Source organism: Haloarchaeobius sp. FL176 (genome assembly GCF_024609245.1).
In the GTDB taxonomy this organism is placed as follows: domain Archaea; phylum Halobacteriota; class Halobacteria; order Halobacteriales; family Natrialbaceae; genus Haloarchaeobius.
Genome location: NZ_JANJYH010000004.1, coordinates 279,042 through 296,150 on the forward strand (window position 1 = coordinate 279,042; position 17,109 = coordinate 296,150).

A 17,109-nucleotide genomic window follows, 5' to 3' on the forward strand; every position below is an offset into this window, starting at 1 on the left:
TGACTCTGTCCACGGCGACAGCATCGACAGTCTGCCGTTCTCGTTCGGAGTCTGTCCGGCGGAACGCGTTCGGTTGCTCGCAGTCGAGGGCATATCTCGATGACTCCAGGGCCGTATCTCGACCTGTAGTCCTCGCGTGGGGATTGAACGTTCGGGTCCGTGCGGACAACTCGAACTTCGACGCTGGAGTGACGGGGTAGCTCCGGTCGGCCTTCGATTCGAGCTTTCGACCGGGTCAGAACCTTCGATCCGGCGAGAAGTGCATCGGATTCTATCCGGCTGGTGCCCATCACAGCCGTTGCCTGCCGTCCTGGGCCAACCGTCGGTCGCTCCCCTACAGGTGAGGTAGGGTGCCACGACTGGGGGGTCGTTCGGACGTGCCGTCGTCAGTTTCCCTTCGGAGATCAACCTCCACGTGAAACAGTCGGCTTTCGTGTCGGAGAAGATGAATCACGACTCTCGGCGGCCGAAATCTACAATAGTACGCACGGACCATCGTAATCACACCCCCACATTTCGACTGGAGATCGAACGGCGTGAGGGGCCCAAAACCCCATGTCTGACGTACGCTTAAGTGAATCGAGTGCGGTACTACTGCCAGACGCACGCGGACCATCGTTTCGAGACGCGTGTGGGAGGACAGAATAGGATGGGACTCATTTCAGGACTCAAAAGCAGTTTACAGCAGGTACGAGAGAGCCTGTTCACGGAAGAAGAACAGAAACGGATCGGTATCTACGGCCCACCCAACGCAGGGAAGACGACGCTGGCGAACCGCATCGCCCGTGACTGGACCGGTGACGCCGTCGGTCCGGAGAGCCACGTGCCACACGAGACACGACGCGCACGTCGGAAGGAGAACGTCGAGATCGAGCGCAACGGGAGCTCGGTCAACATCGACATCGTCGACACGCCCGGTGTGACGACGAAGGTGGACTACGAGGAGTTCCTCGACTACGAGGAGTTCGACCAGGACGAAGCCGTCCGGCGGTCGCGGGAAGCCACCGAGGGCGTCGCCGAGGCCATGCACTGGCTCCGCGAGGACGTCGATGGCGTCATCTACGTGCTCGACAGCACGACGGACCCCTTCACGCAGGTGAACACGATGCTCATCGGCATCATCGAGTCGCGGGACCTGCCGGTGCTCATCTTCGCCAACAAGATCGACCTCGACGACGCGAGCATCAAGCGCATCGAGGACGCGTTCCCCCAGCACGAGACGGTGCCACTCTCCGCGCTCGAGGGCGAAAACATGGACGAAGTGTACGACAAGATAGCGGAGTACTTTGGGTGATACAGATGCCGGAAGCAAAAGCCTCAGACAACGGCGGGGTCCAGATCGACCTCATCAGCGGGCAACGCATGGAGAACCTCGCGAGCATGGAGAAGATCCGCGTCATCCTCGACGGGGTTCGCGACGGGAACATCGTCATCCTCGAAGAGGGGCTCTCGCCCGACGAGGAGTCGAAGCTCATCGAGGTGACGATGACGGAGATCAGCCCCGACGAGTTCAACGGTATCGAGATCGAGACCTATCCACGCTCCCAGACGAACGACGCCAGCATCCTCGACCGCATCATGGGCAAGGAGGAGACGGCGAAGCTCACCGTCATCGGTCCGGCGAACCAGATCGAGACGTTGCACAAGGACGAAACGCTCATCAGCGCACTCGTCTCCCGGAAATAATGCCCCACCAGTGTACCGACTGCGGGCGCACGTTCGAGGACGGCTCGAAGGAGATGCTGTCGGGCTGTCCGGACTGCGGCGGCAACAAGTTCCAGTTCATCCCGGCGGACGCCGTCGACGAGTCGGTCGAGGCGAACTCGCCGGGGGACCCCCCGAGCCGAGGCTCCTCGGCTGGTGCGGTGAGCAAGGCGGCCACCACGGTCCGAGATTGGGTCGGCGGTGGCAGTGACGAGCCCGACAGACCGTCGGACCGCGACGGACCGGCCAGTGAGTCACCGTCCGGCGAGTGGCCGAAGTCGGGCACCGAGGACTACGACACGCCCGCGGAGAAGGCGGCAGCACGGACCAGCGACGAGCCCACAGCGAGCGCCGACGCGTCTACGACGACCGACACCACCGCCGATACGTCGACAGCCGACACCACCGCCGATGCATCGCCAGCCGACACCTCGACGGCGGATGCACAGTCGGAGGCGGCGTCGACGACACACGCCGACCCGGACAGCGACGACGGATCCATCCATGCACGGACTGCCGATGACGAGGACAACGCGCAGGCGAGCGCCCGCTCGGACGTCGTCTCGCCGGACGAACTTCCGGACGGTACCGCGACGCCGCCGGCGGACGCATCGGAAGCGGGCGGCGGTCACGCGGCGGAGTCTGGTGCAGCGACCGACCACGACGCGCCCGGCGTCGCCGGGCCGTCACCCGACGTTACGGACGACCGCCACGAGGCCGCCGACCCGGCCGACACCCAGATCGAAGACCGGCCGGACCTCGACGAGCTCCGCGACGAGCTGAACCAGCAGTTCGAGAGCATCAAGATACTCAACCCGGGGCAGTACGAACTGAACCTGATGGAGCTGTACGACCGCGAGGAGTACATCATCTCGCTACGCGAGGACGGTCGGTACGTCATCGACGTGCCGGACTCCTGGCGTGGCGAGGACTGAGTCCTTCCCACGACCGATTGGTTCGACTCACGGCCGAGTCCCATTCCCGGTCCGAGTGTAGTCCGGTCCCGGGCCGAGTACAGTTCGACTCCCGGTCAAGTGCAGTCCCACACGTTCACCCTCGATGTCGACGGAAGCCGTCGACACGCCGTCTGCTACGGGGACGGATGTCACACCCAACCGTTTCTACTCTAAACCCACTCTATACTCTCTCTAATTTGACTCTGTTGGAATCCAGGGTTGCAGTCGAAATGCTGGTGTGGCCCGGGCGCCGGAACTGATAGTTTTAAGCACTCCCACCCGTTCGTGACGAACATGAGCGAAGCCACGAAGATCGTACTCGCGACGGTCGGAATCGCCGGAGCACTGTCTGTCGCGCTGGTCGCCACCAGCCTCGGCATCTGATGTTCCAGGAACGGGAGCTTTCTCCGGAGGTCGCCGCCGTCCGCGAGCGGCACGCTCCGGACGCACTCGTCCTCGACGCCGCGAACGATTTCGAGACGCTCCCACCGGCCCAGGCGGAGGACCTCGGCCTGCTGGTGGACGCGCTCGACCCGAAGACGTACCCCCGCGAGTGGCTCCCCGGGGACGCACCGGCGGTCCTCGACCGGCTCGCCGGGTCCACGTTCACCATCGGTGCACCGGGAGACGGCAGCGTCGCCTGGACCCACCAGACCGACCCGTCGGTCGTCATCGTCAAACCGCGTGTGCAGGGGTCGCCGACCGAGTTCATCGACTTCCTCGTCGCCGAGGCGGTCGTCGAGGTCGGACTCGACGTGCCGGAGCACTTCCTCGGCTTCTTCGAGGACAGCTACGCCGACCTCGACGGCGCGGTCTCGCTCGGCCCGAACGCCACCTATCAGCTCGCGGCTGCCCTGTACGACGGCTGGGTCGGGCTGCACACCCGGGATACCTTCGCGGACTGGCTGGAGACCGACCCGTCACTCGGCGACGCGTGGCAGGACGCCGGAAGCCGGCTCGAGGGCCGACTCGACGGGCTGTCTCGCGAGGTCGCGCTCGGCGAGACGGACTTCGCGGACGCCGCCGAACTCGCCTGCAGCGCAATCAAGCACGCCCTCGAACTCCCGGCCCCCTTCGGCGCGCTCGACGCCGACACCTACCGTGACCGCGGCGCACCGTACGCGGTCAGGTGGGCGGAGAAGACGTTCGAGAAACTGGACGAGAACTGAGCCCGCAGCGACCCGACGACCGCCGTCCCGCCGACCTACTCCTCGACGCGGTCGAGCACCACACCGTCCTCGAAGCCGCCGCGTTGGGCCGCCTTGGCCCGTCGCTTCCGCTGGAGGTCGCCCTCGTCGACGGGCTCGGCCTCGCGGATGGCCGCGACCACGTCGAGCACGTCGCCCAGCTCCTCGACGGTCGGGTCGTCGCGGAACTCCGTGGCCTCCTCGACGAGCTTCTCCCGGAGTCGTTCGCGGTACGCCTCGCCATCGACGGTGTGCGTGACGGGTGTCTCGTCGTTCTCGCGGACGACCTCCGGGATGCGGTCACGGACGAGCTTGTCGTACTCCCTCATGCGAGGTGACTCGCTTCAGGGGGTTACTCGACGATATCGACGTTGCCGTCGACGTCGAGGTCGACCACCACGTCGAAGAGGTCGCGGTAGCCGGTTTCGGTGTCGTCGTCGTGACCTCGTCGGAGAGGTGGAACAGCGCGACTGCGTCGTGTTCGTCGACGAGGTCGACCAGCCGTTCGACGGCCTTGCGGGCCTCGCCTTCGCCGGCGTAGTAGGCGAGTTCGGTGATGGAGTCGAAGCTGACGCGCAGTTTGCCGTCGTGCTCTTCGAAGAAGCGCTCGGCCTGTTCGACGATGCCGGCGACGTCGTCGGGAGCGGAGACGTAGTGGACGCGGTCGCTCGACCGGCGCGAGTAGCCCCGTTCGACGCTCAGCGTGTCGAGGATGACGGCTCTGGAGTCGTCGACGTCGTAGTAGTCGAGCTTCTGGCGTACCTCGCGGGCAGTGGTTCGGGTCGAGATGACGAGAAAGTGGTCCGTGTCCTCGCGGAGGAAGTTGGTGTCGATGCGGTCGGTCTCCCCTGTGGAAGGATGGACCAGCAGGATGCTCGTCCCACCCGCAGCGGTTCGGTCGCTCCCATCGATACCGAGCGTGTAGTCCATACACGCGGGAACCGGTGGCGTAAACTTAAGCGTGCGGGTGGTCGATTGCGGTACGGTAGCGGGGAGCATCCGACCACTCCCGTGGAGTGATTGGCACCCGAGAGGACGAAGGTCCGCATCCACCACGTCGTCGATTCCGCGTCGCTACAGGAGCGAATCGGCCGTCGCGGCACCGACGACGCTGAAGATAGCGCCGACCGCGGTGGCCTTGAGCGTCGTCCCCACGACGTCCATGGTCGTGGGGTCGGTCAGCACCTCCCCCTCGACCAGGAACGTGTTCGGGGCGTCGAACGCAAGTGCGAGGGTGAGGACGGAGCCGAAGGAGACGACCATCAGCGAGACGAACCGAAGGGGGACGCCGCCCACCTCGGCCTCCCGGTCGGGGTTGCGGTCGTCGTCGGCCTTGTACAGCGCGCCGTAGCCGATGGCGAAGACGATGGCGACGATGGCGGCACCGTTGATGTTCTCCATGCTCGCCGCGAGCTGCCAGACCTCCTCGGTGACGACGAACGGTCCCGCGAGCAGGAAGCCGCCGACGACCTGCTGCGCGCTGTCCGCGAACTGGTAACGCCGTCGTACACCGACCATGCTCCCCGTGACTCGGCCACCGAAGTAAACGGTTGCGTTCGAGCACCCGGTTTCGTGTCGAACCCGTTTTGGTCGGGGCCACCGAATCAGCGCACATGAGCGTCAGAGCAGAGTTCGACGCCTGGGCGAAGGACGGCCGGGACCGCGGGATGGAGGAGCGTCACTGGCATACAGCGAAGCACGCGCTGGCGCGGATGCCCGTCGAGGCCGGCGACACCGTCGTCGACCTCGGTTGCGGGTCGGGCTACGCCGGGCGTGCGCTCCGGGACAACAAGGACGCCGGGCGGGTCTGGGGGCTCGACGGGTCGCCGGAGATGGCCACCAACGCCCGGTCGTACACCGACGACGACGCGGTCGACTATCTCGTCGGCGACTTCGACGCGCTACCGTTCGCGACCGACTCCGTCGACCACGTCTGGTCGATGGAGGCGTTCTACTACGCCGCCGACCCCGGCCACACACTCGAAGAGGTCGCGCGTATCCTCCGCCCGGGCGGGACGTTCTACTGTGCGGTGAACTACTACGAGGAGAACGTCCACTCCCACGAGTGGCAGGAGTTCATCGAGGTCGAGATGACCCGCTGGAGCGCGTCGGAGTACCGCAGCCAGTTCCGGGACGCGGGCCTCCACGTCGCCGAGCAGGACACCATCCCGGATCGTGACATCGAGATTCCGGACGCCGACGCGTTCCCGACCGACGACTGGGAGAGCCGCGAGGCCATGGTCGAGCGCTACCGGACCTACGGGACACTGCTGACGGTCGGCGTCGCCCCGTAGCAGCGCCGGACCGTCCGCCAGGAACGTGTTCTCGACTCAGTGCTCGCTCAGTTCGGGCTTCTGTTCGCCGGCCTCGACGACGGCTTCGAGCCAGTTCTCTTCGGGAGGGAGCGGGCAGGCGTAGGCGTCGCTGAATCCACAGAACGGCGTGTACGCGAGGTTGAAGTCCACGACGACGGTCTCACCGTCTTCCAGTTCCTGCTCGGCCTCGAGGTCCATGTACCGACCAGCGTCGTAGCTCTGCTGTCCGGTCGTCTTGTCGCGGAACGGGACGAACAGCGTCTCTCGGTCCTCGCCTGTCGGGCGGTACGCAGCCAGCGCGTGCGTCTCGCCGTCGAGTTCGAAGGTCAGCTCGCCGACCTTGCGGTAGCGCTGCTCGCCGCCGGTCGTCGTCTCCATCCGGGCGATCTCGTCGTCGTCGCCGTCGACGAGGTGTAGCGTCGCCGTCACGCGATAGTCGGGGTCCGGCTCGAAGTAGTCCAGCCCGTCGAAGGCGTCGCGCCCGGGCTCGGGAACCGGCGAGTGTGGGTGGCTCGCGAAGAACTCGTCCTTCTCCGCGCGCTTGGCCGCGAGCTCCTCGCGCCAGGCGTCGACGTCGAAGTCGGCAGCTGTTCCTGTGTCGTCGGCGTCGCTGTCGGCCATACCCTCCGATTTCGTGTGGACGTGGGTAGATGTTGCGCTCCGGGTACCGGCCGTCGTGTCCCGCGCACTCAGGCCGCCGCCGGGGATGCGAGCACCCTCGCGGTGGCGTTGCCGGTCGTCAGCTCCGCGCCGCCGAACCTCGGGAGCGTGCCCGTCGAGGTACCGAGCTCGATGCGGAGGCGGAACGTGTCGCTGTCGGTGCTCAGGTTGGTCACGTCGACGGTGCCGGTCGCCCCGGTCACGTCGATGGCGTCGCTCGACTTATCGAACGTCCCGTCGCCGTCGGGGTCCGACTCGACGGTGACGGTGATGCTCGTCCCCGACGGCACGGTAGCGTCGACGTTGGTGAGCACGAGGTCGTCAGCGTCGAACGACGCGGGGTAGCTCCGGGCCTCTGTCGTCACCGTGCGGTTGCCAGAGCCGCCGCCGTCGGCGGTGTACAGCGCCTCGATCTCCTCCTGCTCGAGCGCGCGGTCGTACAGCCGGACCTCGTCGACCCGCCCGTCGTAGTACTGGTCGTTACGGCTCCCGTCGAAGCTGCCGGCCTCGCTGCCGTCGCCGATGAAGCCGTATCGGGTCGTCCCGGTGCCGAGCGGCTGTCCACCGTGGGGGTTGGTCGCGTTGACCCGTTCGGTCCCGTCGACGTAGATGTGCTTCTCCGTCCCGTCGTAGACGCCGCAGGCGAAGTGCCAGCTCCCGTCGGCGAAGTTCGTGCCCGTCGAGAGGTCGGCCTTCGAGTTGCTCTGACTCGACGTCGAGAAGCCGACGCCGCCGGTGTCGCCCCGCACGTAGAGGTTGAAGTACTCGGACCGGTCGTAGTCCAGCAGTGCCCAGTTGTCGAAGTCGCCGGTGCCGGTCTCGCTCGTCCGGAACCACGAGCAGGCGGTCATCTGTGGGAGTTCGCCGGCGGTGTCGAAGCTGTCGTCGATGGCGACGTAGCCGCCGTCGCGGAACTCGAAGGCGGTCCCGTCGACGCCGCTCGCGTTGCCGAACGCGCCGTTGTTCTCCGCGGTGACGGTGCTCCCGTCCGCGCGCTCGCCGAGCACCGTGTCGTCGTCGCTGGTCTGGCTCTCGTCCAGCCGCCAGTGGCTGACCAGGTCGCTCGTCGGTGCGGTCGCCCCGCCGCCGGTCCCGGCGTCGTAGAGGTCCTGCACCTGGCTGCCGTTGAGCGCGGCGTCGTACAGCCGCACGTCGTCGACGCGGCCGTCGAAGTGGTGGTTGTTCCGGTCCCCGTCGTAGCTGCTCGCCTCGCTGCCGTCGCCGATGAAGCCGTACCGGGTCACGCCGCTCCCGAGCGCCTTGCCACCGTGGGGTTTGGTCTCGTTGGCATCCAGACTCCCGTCGACGTAGATGCGCTTCTCGTTGCTGCTGCGGTTGTAGACCCCGCAGGCGAGGTGCCAGTTCCCGTCGTTGTAGCTCCCGTTCGAGAACTGGTCGTGGAGCGAGCCCGTACCGCTCTCGGCGGACGTGGAGAAGCCAACACGGCCGTCGTCCCCACGGACGTAGAGGTTGAAGTACTCCGACCGGTCGAAGTCGAGCAGCGCCCAGTTGTCGAAGTTTCCGGTGCCTGACTCGTCCGTGTTGAACCAGGCGCAGGCGCTCACCTGGTCCAATGCGCCGTCGGTGTCGAAGCGCCGGTCGAGCGCGACGTACTCGTCGTTGCTGTCGTCGAAGCTGTACGCCGTGCCTACCTGCCCGTTCGCGCCCGGCGTCGGCCCCATCGGCTCGCCGTCGGCGTTCCCGACGCTGTCTCGGGCCACCAGGTCGCGCTCGTCGAGCGGGAAGTGCGCGAGCAGCCCGCGGCGCGGCTCCAGCGTCCACGCCAGATACGGTCTGGCGGGCTGGTCGACCGTGTAGTCCGCCAGGATCGTCGACTGCTCGTCGGTCTGCCAGATTACCTGCACCTGGTCACCTGGCTCGAACCGACCGGAGAACGCCGCGTCCCCGACCGGCAGCCCACCCGCGTCGTCGAGGAGGAAGCCGTCGCCCGCCGAGATGCGGCTCGTCGTCCCCGAGAGCCACTCGAACTCCTCCGTACTGCCGTCGCTCGCGTCCCGCACCCGGACCGTCAGCGACTCCGTGTTCGCCCGCGTCAGCGTGTCGCCGCCGTCGTGCTGGATGCGGACGATGCCGCTGTCGGCGTCGAAGTCCGCGCTCATCCGCGCCTGCGGCGTCGTCTCGCCGATATCTACCACGTCACCGAGGAAGACGAACCCCGCCCCGGCGACGACCAGCGTCAGTGCCACGATGAGCAGAATCGCTATCGGGCTCGTCGCTGCTCGTCTCGTGTCTCGGTCGGCAACCCCCCTCATTCTGTTGACGGGTACGGAATCGGGGTAAAAGAGGCTGCGGGCCGATTACTGAACATGGATCTCGTGGGTTTTCGTGGCGTTTGAGTGTTGTGAGGTTGATCTTCCGAGTTCGTGGGGGGTCACTTGCTCCGCCAACAGCCAGAAAGCCCCGAGGCGCTCGGCTCCCACGACTCGCTGCGCTCCTCGTTCCTGCGGTGCTTGCTTCGTCGGGGTTCGCCGAGCGCCTCGCCCCTTTCAATCCCGCCTACTGCTACCACACCGCAGCTCACGCCTCCCCAGCCTCTTCGCTCGGTCGCAGGCTCCCTCGCTCATCCCTCGCGTGGGCGTGTGCTGCGCGTCTCGCAGGCTCGACACGCAGCACGGCCGCGCGCCGGTGGTGAATAGTCAGTAATCGACGCAGGTCGAACCAATCTCACCCTTCTTGAACGATGCCGACCCAGCCTCCGACAAGTCTATGCACGGGGGACGATGAGCGCAATCCAGATGGACGATTGGCGGGACGTGTTCGGACACGCTGAGCCGTACGACGAGCAGGTCGACGGCATCGAGACGGCCATCGACACCGCCGAGGACGGCGGATTCACGGTGGTCGAGGGGGCCTGCGGGACTGGCAAGACGATGCTCGCGCTGACTGCGGGCATCGACCTCGTCAGGGACCCCGACAGCGACTACGAACGCGTGCTGGTGCTGACGAGCGTCAAGCAGCAGCTCCGCCAGTTCGAACAGGACCTGGAGACGATCAACGCGAACCTGCCCGACGACTGGGACCCGGTGTCGGCGCTGACGCTCGTCGGGAAGTCAGACGTCTGCCCGTACAACCGCGAGAACGCGGGCGGCATCGACGACGAGAACGTCTACGAGCGGTGTGACTCGCTCCGCGAGCGCACGCGTGACCTCGCGGGTGAGGGCGGGGCGACGACCGCCGAGGCGCTCGCCGCGGAGGCCCGCAGCCAGCAGATCGACCTCGCGGGCTCGGGGGCCGGCGGCGCGTCGGCCTCGTACCTGGAGAGTGCGGGCGAGATGTCGCCGTACCCGCCGACGATGCCCGAGTACGACACCGGCGGCGCGGACGTGGAGTTCTGCCCGTTCTACGCGCGGTTCCTCGCGGACCTGCCCGACGACGGCGACCCCGCGGAGGCGGTGCCGTTCGACCTGACCGAGACGGGGCTGCTGCGCCCCGACGACCTCGTCGCGAAGGGGATGGAGTACGGCTCCTGCCCGCACTCGCTGATGGGGGTGCTGCTCGGCCACGCCGAGGTGGTCGTCGGCAACTACTACCACGCGTTCGATCCCCGGACCACCAGCTCGTTCACCGGCGCGCTGCTCGACGACTCCACGTTCGTCGTCTGCGACGAGGCGCACATGCTCGAACCCCGCGTGCGGGACCTCGTCAGCGACGGCGTGGGCGACACGACGCTGCGCGACGCCGAGGCCGAACTCACGCGGGTCATCCAGCCCGTAGAGTTCGACGAGGGAGGCGGGGAGGCGAGCCGGCACACGAGCGCCGACGCTGAACTCGTCCGGGCCGAACTCTCGGACGCCGAGGTCGGCCTCTCCGAGCTGAAGGCAGCGCGCTCGTTCGTCACCGACCTCCGCGAGGAGCTGGACCGACGCGTCACCGCACACCTCGACCGCGAGCACCGCTCGTGGCGCGCGGACCTCACGACCCTGCACGACGACGAGATACCGCTGCGGGACCCCGATACGCCACAGCCAGACGAGCTGACCGAGTGGGCCGAGCGTGCCGGCTACGGCCCGGCAGACTGGACGAACCTTCCGAGCACGGCCGCGGTGGTCGCCCGGGTCCTCAACGACGCCGAGGACGAGGAGAAATCACGGGCCGTCGAGGGGATGGCGCGCACACTCGCGTCGTGGTACCACCGCGGCCACACCGAGTACTTCCGCGAGATAGAGCTCGAACGGACCTGGGACGACATCGAGCCAGCGGACTCCTGGCGACGCGCGTACAACGCCCGGCTGGCCATCCAGAACTGCGTGCCTTCCGGGGTCATCGGCGAGCACCTCGGCGAGTTCGGCGGCGGCGTGCTGATGAGCGCGACGCTCGAACCGCTCGACGCCTTCGCGGAGGTGACGGGGCTGAAACACCTCCAGAACGAGGGACGGCCGGTCGAGACGCGAACCTACGGCCTGCACTTCCCCGAGGAGAACCGCGAATCCTTCGCGGTCGACGCGCCGAAGTTCACCTACGACAACCGCGGCGACCCGGGCGACGAGAACCGGACCCGGCGGATGCACGTGGACGCGGTCTGTGCGGTCGCGGGCCGGCCGGGCAACGTGCTCGTCGGGATGCCGAACTACCGCGAGGCGGAGTGGATCGCCGGCGTCTGCGACGAGCGCCTCGACAAGTCGGTGCTACTGGACGAGTCCAGCGCCGACAGCACCACGGAGTCGCTGAAGGACGAGTTCTTCGCGGGCGACGGGAAGGTGCTCGTCACCAGTCTCCGTGGCACGCTCACCGAGGGCGTGGACTACCGCGGCGACCGGCTCTCGGCGGCGGTCGTCTGTGGCGTCCCGCTCATCAACACCGCCTCGCCCAGAACACGGGCCCTGAAGCGCGCCTACGACGAGACGTTCGGCGACGGCTTCGAGTACGCCCTGACGGTGCCGGCGGTCCGGAAGGCCAGACAGGCCATCGGGCGAGTGATCAGGGGGCCGGAGGAGGTCGGCGTCCGGGTGTTCGTCGACGCGCGCTACGCCCGGGACTCGTGGGATTCGGTGCGCGAGTACTTCCCCGAGACGGAGCGCGAGGAGTTCCAGCCGGTCAGCCCGGACATGCTGGACCTGGGGCTAGACCGGTTCTGGTCGAAGCGGGGATAGCTCAGTTCCAGCCGTCGCGCTCCTCGACGCCGAAGTTGAACCCCTCCATGTCGGGGCCGTCACCGTCGAAGCCGGGGTCCCAGTCCGGGTCGTCGTTCGCGGGCTCGTCGGGTTCCTCGCGCTCTCGCGGTTCGCTGCGCTCACTGCTCGAGTTTATCGAGGTACCCTCACGTCGTTCGGGGTCCTCGCCGGTTAACTCGTCGAGGTCGACCGTCTCCATGTCGTCGTCCTCGGTCGAGTCGCCGAGCGTGAGCGCGTCCAGCTCGAGGTCGTCGACGGTGCCGGAGAACTCCAGCTCCTCGGAGACGGCCTTGAACTCGTCGTGGGCGGTCTCGTAGTGCTGGTCGGGGTCGTCACAGCGCACGTCGTCGAGGCCGAACGTGTCGTTCTCGACGCGGACGCTCTCCGGCTGGCTCTCGCCGCCGAAGCTGAACGACTCCTCGGTGTCGTCCCCGTCGAAACCCCAGTCGTCGTCGTCGGACCACGCCAGCTCGTCGCTGTCGGCGACGTCGTCCCAGGAGATGTCGTCGCCGTCGTCCGCGGCGGACTCCTCGCTCGGGTCCGCGTCGGTCTCGTCCGGGAGCGAGAGCGCGTCCGGGTCGAGCTCCGCGAACGGGTCCTCGGCCGGGTCGTCAGTCCCTTGGTCCTCGGTGTCGGTGGTGGTCTCGCCGATGAACGTGACGTCGTCGTCGTCGTCGGCTTCCTCCTCGTCGCCCTCGTCGCGTCCAACCCCGAGCGCGTCGTACACGGCGGAGAGGCCGGCACTGACGACGCCGATGCCGGTCGACTGCCCATCGGACCTGCCCACGGTCATACGTCTCATACTCGGACAGTTCCAGTTAATTCTTTCCCAACAGTGTTTGAATAGAATCCTGTTGGTTAGTCAACTCGTGACACGGCCACGACCGGAACGCACTTCCGCCGACGGTGGCCACTCGCGGGTATGTCGTTCGACTGGGAGCGGGACTTCTACGCGACCACGGACTGGGACCGCGGAGCGTACCTCGGCGGCGAGGCGATGCCCGATCACCTGGCGACGTTCTTCGAACGGATCGGCGTCCCCGAGTCGGTCGCGGATGTCGGTTGTGGGCCCGCGCTCGTGCCGTTCGAGCTCGCCCCCGAGTATCCGGACACGACGTTCCACTGCTACGACGTGGCTCCCTCGGTCGTCGAAGCGAACCGCGAGCGAGCGGCCGAAGCGGACCTCGACAACCTCCAGTTCGCCGTCGCCGGCCTCCCAGAGCTCGGTGTCGAGCGCCAGTTCGACCTCGCCTACTGCATGGCGACGCTGTACTTCGTCGCAGACGCCGAGCGTGCCCTCGTCGAACTCTACGACCTGGTCGCGCCGGGCGGGACGCTCGTCTGCAACTACCCGAACCGCTACACGAAGGCGTGGGTAAACGACGACACCGACGACCAGCGGCGCGAGGCGTTCGAACTCGTCGGGCGCGGCGAGAACCTGCTGTCGTACGACCGCATCGGTGAACTCCTGGGACACACGCCACGGAGCTACTGGTCGGCCGTCGGTGCGGGTGACGCCGACTACGCCCGCCGGTCGAGTCCCGCGGTGTACGTCAACAAATCAGCGTAGCCCTCAGTGCCGGTTCTCGGCCAGCTTCCCCTCGTTGACCCAGACGAAGCCGTCGTCGGTCTCGCGGCGCTCCGACGGCGAGGGCGTCGCCGGGTCGAACGACTCCTCGAACTCGATTCGGACCTCGTTGCGGTCGGCGGCCGGGAACTCGGGCACGAACTCGTCGTCGTCCAGCAGCCCTCTCACCGAGATGCCACCGCCGACGTGGAGTGCCGCGCCGTAGGCCGCGAGCCGGTCGTCCTCGCTGGACTCGACGTCGACGCCGAAGTCGTCGTCCTCGATGCGGGCCGCTTTCCGGTTCGCGCCGGCACCCGCGAGGTCGCCCACGTCGAAGGCGTCGTCGTCGCGCCCCTCGTCGGCAGGGTCGCCGACGGACTCCGTCGCTGCTTCCGCCTCCAACTCGTCGAACACCTCGCCGAGTGCATCGTCACCCGCCCGAGAGACAGCGGGGCCGCCGCCCCGGAGCTCGAAGCCGTGGGTGCCGGCGGGGTTCGACCCGCTTGGACTCTCTGTCGCGGTATCGACCGCCCCGTCGGCACGCTGGCTGTCCACGGTCGCAGTGTCGACAGTCGCGGTTGGCTCCCGCTCGGCCGCCGCAACGGTCCCGCCGCCGGTCTCGGCGGCGGTCTCGTCCGTGCCGCTGTCCAGCACGAAGCCGTCGCTCCAGCCCTCGTCGTCGACGCTGCCGTCTGCGGTCGCGTCTTCGGGCTGGTCGTCGTCGTCGCCTTCGGCGTCCGCATCCCCGTCCGCGCGCTCGTCGTCGCTGGGGTCGAGTACCCAGTCGTCCTCGTCCCAGAACGGCGTCACGTCGACGGGGTCGTCCTCGTCGTCGCCGTCAGCGTTCTCGCGGTCAGCCTGGTCGCCGTCACTCTCGCTGTCCCCGCCCACGCTGCGCTCGTCATCCCTCCAGGTGTCCACGCGCCCCTCGTCGTCGGTCTCGACACCGTCGCCGGCCGCCCAGTCGGGGTCTGCATCCTCGACAATGTCGACCCGGTCGGCGCGGTCGGTCCCTGGCGAGTCGTCGCCGACGAAGTCGATGAGGTCGGCCGTGTCGTCGCCTCCGTCCGGTTCGTCCGCCACGACCCCGCCCTCGGCCTCGAGGACCGCGTCGGGGTCCGCCTCGACCGGGTCGTCGAGGTCCGCGACGCCGGTTGCCCGGTCTGGGGCCCGCTCTGCGAGGGAGGGGCCGCCGGTGCTGGTGACCCACTCAGGGAGCGGGACATCGTCGCCCTCGTCGGGGACGTACGCGCCGGGCTGGTACTTCGCGAGCAGGGGCCGGTCGAACACCTCGACCCGGGGACCGTAGGACTCGTCGAGGCGTGCGCGTTCCTCGGTCTCGACGAGGGCGAACCGCCAGCGGTCGGTGCCGTCGGAGAGCTGGACGAACTCACAGCCGAGCCCGTACAGCAGCCGGACGTTCACCGCGTCGACGAGCGCGGGCAGGTTGTAGTCGCCGAGCGGGGTGTCCGGATACTCGAACGGTGCCTCGCGGGTGATGCCGTTCGCGTCTGTCACGGAGAGGGTGTACGGCCCGGGGGACTCGCCGTCGGCGGAGACCGGTCGACCGTGGGCGTCCCGCATCGAGAACTCCCAGTCGATGGCGTCGAAGATGTCGGCGAGGTGGGTCGCCGGGGCGTGGCTCCAGTAGCGGGCCGGTGCGTCGAGGCCGCGGTCAGACGCGACGACCACGTCACGCAGAAACTCTGCCGGGTGGCCGGCCGCGTCGAGTGCGCTCGCGAGTGCGGTCTCGAGCGACGTACCGGGCGTGCCCGTCTGGGTTCGCACGTCCGTGACAGAGACACCGAACGAGCCGAGCACGTCGGCACAGACCATCGCATCGTGCTCGTCCTCGCGTCGGGTCCGGGAGGTCATCGTCCCGAGTTGGCCGACCACGCGGTTAAATATTTCTTGCTAGCTATTGAAGAAAACGGCTCGCCGCAGTCAGGCGCGGTCGGTGTCGAGGTCGATGTCCAGCTCGGCGAGCAGCTCCTTCGCCTCCTCGCGTTTCTCCTGGTGGTCCGCGAGGAACTCTCGCATCAGCTCGGCGGCCTGCTCCTTGCAGCCGCCACAGAGCCGCTCGCCGCCGACGCACTCCTCGTACACCTCGGTCGCGAGGTCGTCGTCGTCGTTCGCCAGCAGGTAGGCGTACAGCTCGTAGACGGGGCAGTCGTCGGCCTCGCCGCCGAGTTCGCGCTGCTTCTCGGCGGTCTCGCGCCCGCCAGTGGTCGCGGCCTTCACCTTGTCGTAGCCGTCCGCCGGGTCGTCGAGCAGGCTGATGTGGCTCGCCGGCACCGACGAGGACATCTTCCCGCCGGTGAGCCCGGTCATGAACCGGTGGTAGATGGACGACGGCGGGATGAAGCCGTAGCCGCCGTGGTCGACCTCGACCTGTCTGGCCAGCTCCTCGGCCTCGGCGACGTCGAGGTCGAACGAGTCGACGTGGCCCTCGTAGACGCGCTTCTCGCCCTCGACGGCGTCGACGAGCCCCTCGAACGCCTCGTCGGTCGCCTGCCGGTCGAAGAAGCGCGTGCGGGGCCGGAACGGCTCCATGCCGGCGGACTGTAGCTTCGCCACGACGCTCGCGCGCGCCGACTCCTCGAGTTCGGGCACGTCGACGGTCGGTCGGTCGGCCTCGAAGTCGACCGCGGCCTCGCCGTGGGCGAGGTACTGGGCAGCGTGGACACAGCGGACCGTCGTGTCGTCGCCGTCGGCGAGCTCGTCCAGCGCGTCCCAGGTCTCGCGGAGGAGTGCGCGCTCGCCCTCGTCGGCCTCGAAGCTCGCGTACGCCTCGGTCACCTTGAAGTAGCGCATCCGGATCGCCAGGTCCCGGGCCAGTCGCATGTGCGGGTCCTGGTCCGGGCCGACGGGGATGACGGTCGGCTTCGGCTCGTCGAGCTGCGGGTAGAGGATGTCCGCCATCTGGGTGACGACGCTCTGCATGTGGCTCACGTCCGTCTCGCCGTCGAAGCCGTAGATGGCCTGCAGCTCGGAGTAGTTCGCCTCGCTGCCGAGCTCGAACGCGAGGTCCTGTAGCTCGCGGTTGTCGGACTGGCGGTAGAGCTCGCCCTCGTCGGGGTCGAAGCCGAGCGCGAGCAGGCTCAGGAGGTAGTCCCGCGAGTGCTCGTCGATTTCGTCCCAGGTAAGCCCCCGGGCCGAGTGGGCTTCGAGGTCGGCGATGAGGCCGTAGGCGTCGCCGCCGCGCTCTTGGTGCCAGATGATCTCGTCGAACACCAGCTTGTGGCCGATGTGCGGGTCGCCCGTCGGCATGAACCCGGACAGGACGGCGAACGGGTCGTCGTTGCGCATCGCCGCCGCCACCGGCCGGTAGTCGCGGTGCCCGAAGATGACCCCGCGACGCATCAGGTAGTGCGGCTTCGGCACCTCGGGCAGCAGCTGGTCGAACTCCTCGATGCCGAACTCCTCGAACAGTTTCCGGTAGTCCGCGACCGTCGAGGAGCCCCACGGGTCCAGCGCCACGTCGTCGGCCCCCTCCGCGACGGCGTCGCCCCCGTCGGGCAACACGTCGTCGGCGGCTGGAGCATCCGTATCGCGCGTCATTCTGATATCGGTAGGTGACGGTGGCGC

Annotated in this window: 14 protein-coding genes and 1 pseudogene; 7 read left to right on the forward strand and 8 right to left on the reverse strand. The window is 67.9% G+C overall.

What is annotated here, in order from left to right; genetic code table 11:
* The first annotated feature begins 649 nt into the window (after positions 1-649).
* From NO978_RS09885 to NO978_RS09900, 4 genes are all read left to right on the forward strand, one after another.
* Positions 650-1,294 (forward strand): Era-like GTP-binding protein, encoded by a 645-nt coding sequence (locus tag NO978_RS09885; protein WP_257299426.1) that lies wholly within the window; start codon positions 650-652, stop codon positions 1,292-1,294.
* 5 nt (positions 1,295-1,299) lie between these two features.
* Positions 1,300-1,686 (forward strand): DUF2073 domain-containing protein, encoded by a 387-nt coding sequence (locus NO978_RS09890; RefSeq protein WP_257299427.1) that lies wholly within the window; start codon positions 1,300-1,302, stop codon positions 1,684-1,686.
* On the forward strand, positions 1,686-2,639 hold the full coding sequence (locus tag NO978_RS09895; protein ID WP_257299428.1) for a Zn-ribbon containing protein: 954 nt from the start codon (positions 1,686-1,688) through the stop codon (positions 2,637-2,639). Before NO978_RS09890 ends, NO978_RS09895 begins: the two co-directional genes overlap by 1 nt.
* A 404-nt stretch (positions 2,640-3,043) precedes the next feature.
* The gene (locus tag NO978_RS09900; RefSeq protein ID WP_257299429.1) at positions 3,044-3,829 is read left to right on the forward strand and encodes a hypothetical protein; all 786 of its coding nucleotides are present in this window, start codon (positions 3,044-3,046) and stop codon (positions 3,827-3,829) included.
* A gap of 35 nt (positions 3,830-3,864) precedes the next feature.
* Here the strand turns inward: NO978_RS09900 and NO978_RS09905 are convergent, their stop codons facing one another.
* The 3 genes and pseudogenes from NO978_RS09905 to NO978_RS09915 all read right to left on the reverse strand — a co-directional run bounded on the left by NO978_RS09905 (position 3,865) and on the right by NO978_RS09915 (position 5,365).
* Entirely contained in the window at positions 3,865-4,176 is a 312-nt protein-coding gene (locus tag NO978_RS09905; protein WP_257299430.1) for a nucleoside triphosphate pyrophosphohydrolase, read from the reverse strand.
* A 23-nt stretch (positions 4,177-4,199) separates the two neighbouring features.
* Positions 4,200-4,777, reverse strand: a pseudogene (locus NO978_RS09910) (hypothetical protein).
* A 144-nt stretch (positions 4,778-4,921) separates the two neighbouring features.
* Positions 4,922-5,365, reverse strand: a complete 444-nt coding sequence (locus NO978_RS09915; protein ID WP_257299431.1) for a DUF2391 family protein — start codon at positions 5,363-5,365, stop codon at positions 4,922-4,924.
* Between the two features lie 95 nt (positions 5,366-5,460).
* Between NO978_RS09915 and NO978_RS09920 the strand changes: the two genes are divergently transcribed.
* Complete coding sequence (locus NO978_RS09920; RefSeq protein WP_257299432.1) at positions 5,461-6,141, forward strand: class I SAM-dependent methyltransferase; 681 nt, start codon at positions 5,461-5,463, stop codon at positions 6,139-6,141.
* A 36-nt stretch (positions 6,142-6,177) separates the two neighbouring features.
* On the opposite strand, the gene NO978_RS09925 is transcribed toward NO978_RS09920, so the two are convergent.
* The gene (locus NO978_RS09925; protein WP_257299433.1) at positions 6,178-6,783 is read right to left on the reverse strand and encodes a DUF1684 domain-containing protein; all 606 of its coding nucleotides are present in this window, start codon (positions 6,781-6,783) and stop codon (positions 6,178-6,180) included.
* A gap of 68 nt (positions 6,784-6,851) precedes the next feature.
* Positions 6,852-9,095: a LamG-like jellyroll fold domain-containing protein gene (locus tag NO978_RS09930; protein WP_257299434.1), complete on the reverse strand. Its 2,244-nt coding sequence runs from the start codon at positions 9,093-9,095 to the stop codon at positions 6,852-6,854.
* Between the two features lie 483 nt (positions 9,096-9,578).
* Here NO978_RS09930 and NO978_RS09935 point away from each other — a divergent pair, with 483 nt between their 5' ends.
* Positions 9,579-11,933 (forward strand): ATP-dependent DNA helicase, encoded by a 2,355-nt coding sequence (locus NO978_RS09935; protein ID WP_369684134.1) that lies wholly within the window; start codon positions 9,579-9,581, stop codon positions 11,931-11,933.
* Position 11,934: 1 nt separating this feature from the next.
* On the opposite strand, the gene NO978_RS09940 is transcribed toward NO978_RS09935, so the two are convergent.
* Positions 11,935-12,747 (reverse strand): hypothetical protein, encoded by an 813-nt coding sequence (locus NO978_RS09940; RefSeq protein WP_257299436.1) that lies wholly within the window; start codon positions 12,745-12,747, stop codon positions 11,935-11,937.
* 129 nt (positions 12,748-12,876) lie between these two features.
* On the opposite strand from NO978_RS09940, the gene NO978_RS09945 reads away from it, so the two are divergent.
* Positions 12,877-13,524, forward strand: a complete 648-nt coding sequence (locus NO978_RS09945) for a trans-aconitate 2-methyltransferase (RefSeq protein WP_257299437.1) — start codon at positions 12,877-12,879, stop codon at positions 13,522-13,524.
* Positions 13,525-13,527: 3 nt separating this feature from the next.
* On the opposite strand, the gene NO978_RS09950 is transcribed toward NO978_RS09945, so the two are convergent.
* Together NO978_RS09950 and NO978_RS09955 are read right to left on the reverse strand one after the other, a co-directional pair.
* Entirely contained in the window at positions 13,528-15,396 is a 1,869-nt protein-coding gene (locus NO978_RS09950) for a hypothetical protein (protein WP_257299438.1), read from the reverse strand.
* 69 nt (positions 15,397-15,465) lie between these two features.
* Positions 15,466-17,082 carry a tryptophan--tRNA ligase gene (locus tag NO978_RS09955; RefSeq protein WP_257299439.1) on the reverse strand — a complete coding sequence of 539 codons (1,617 nt, stop codon included), beginning with the start codon at positions 17,080-17,082 and terminating at the stop codon, positions 15,466-15,468.
* Positions 17,083-17,109: the final 27 nt, after the last annotated feature.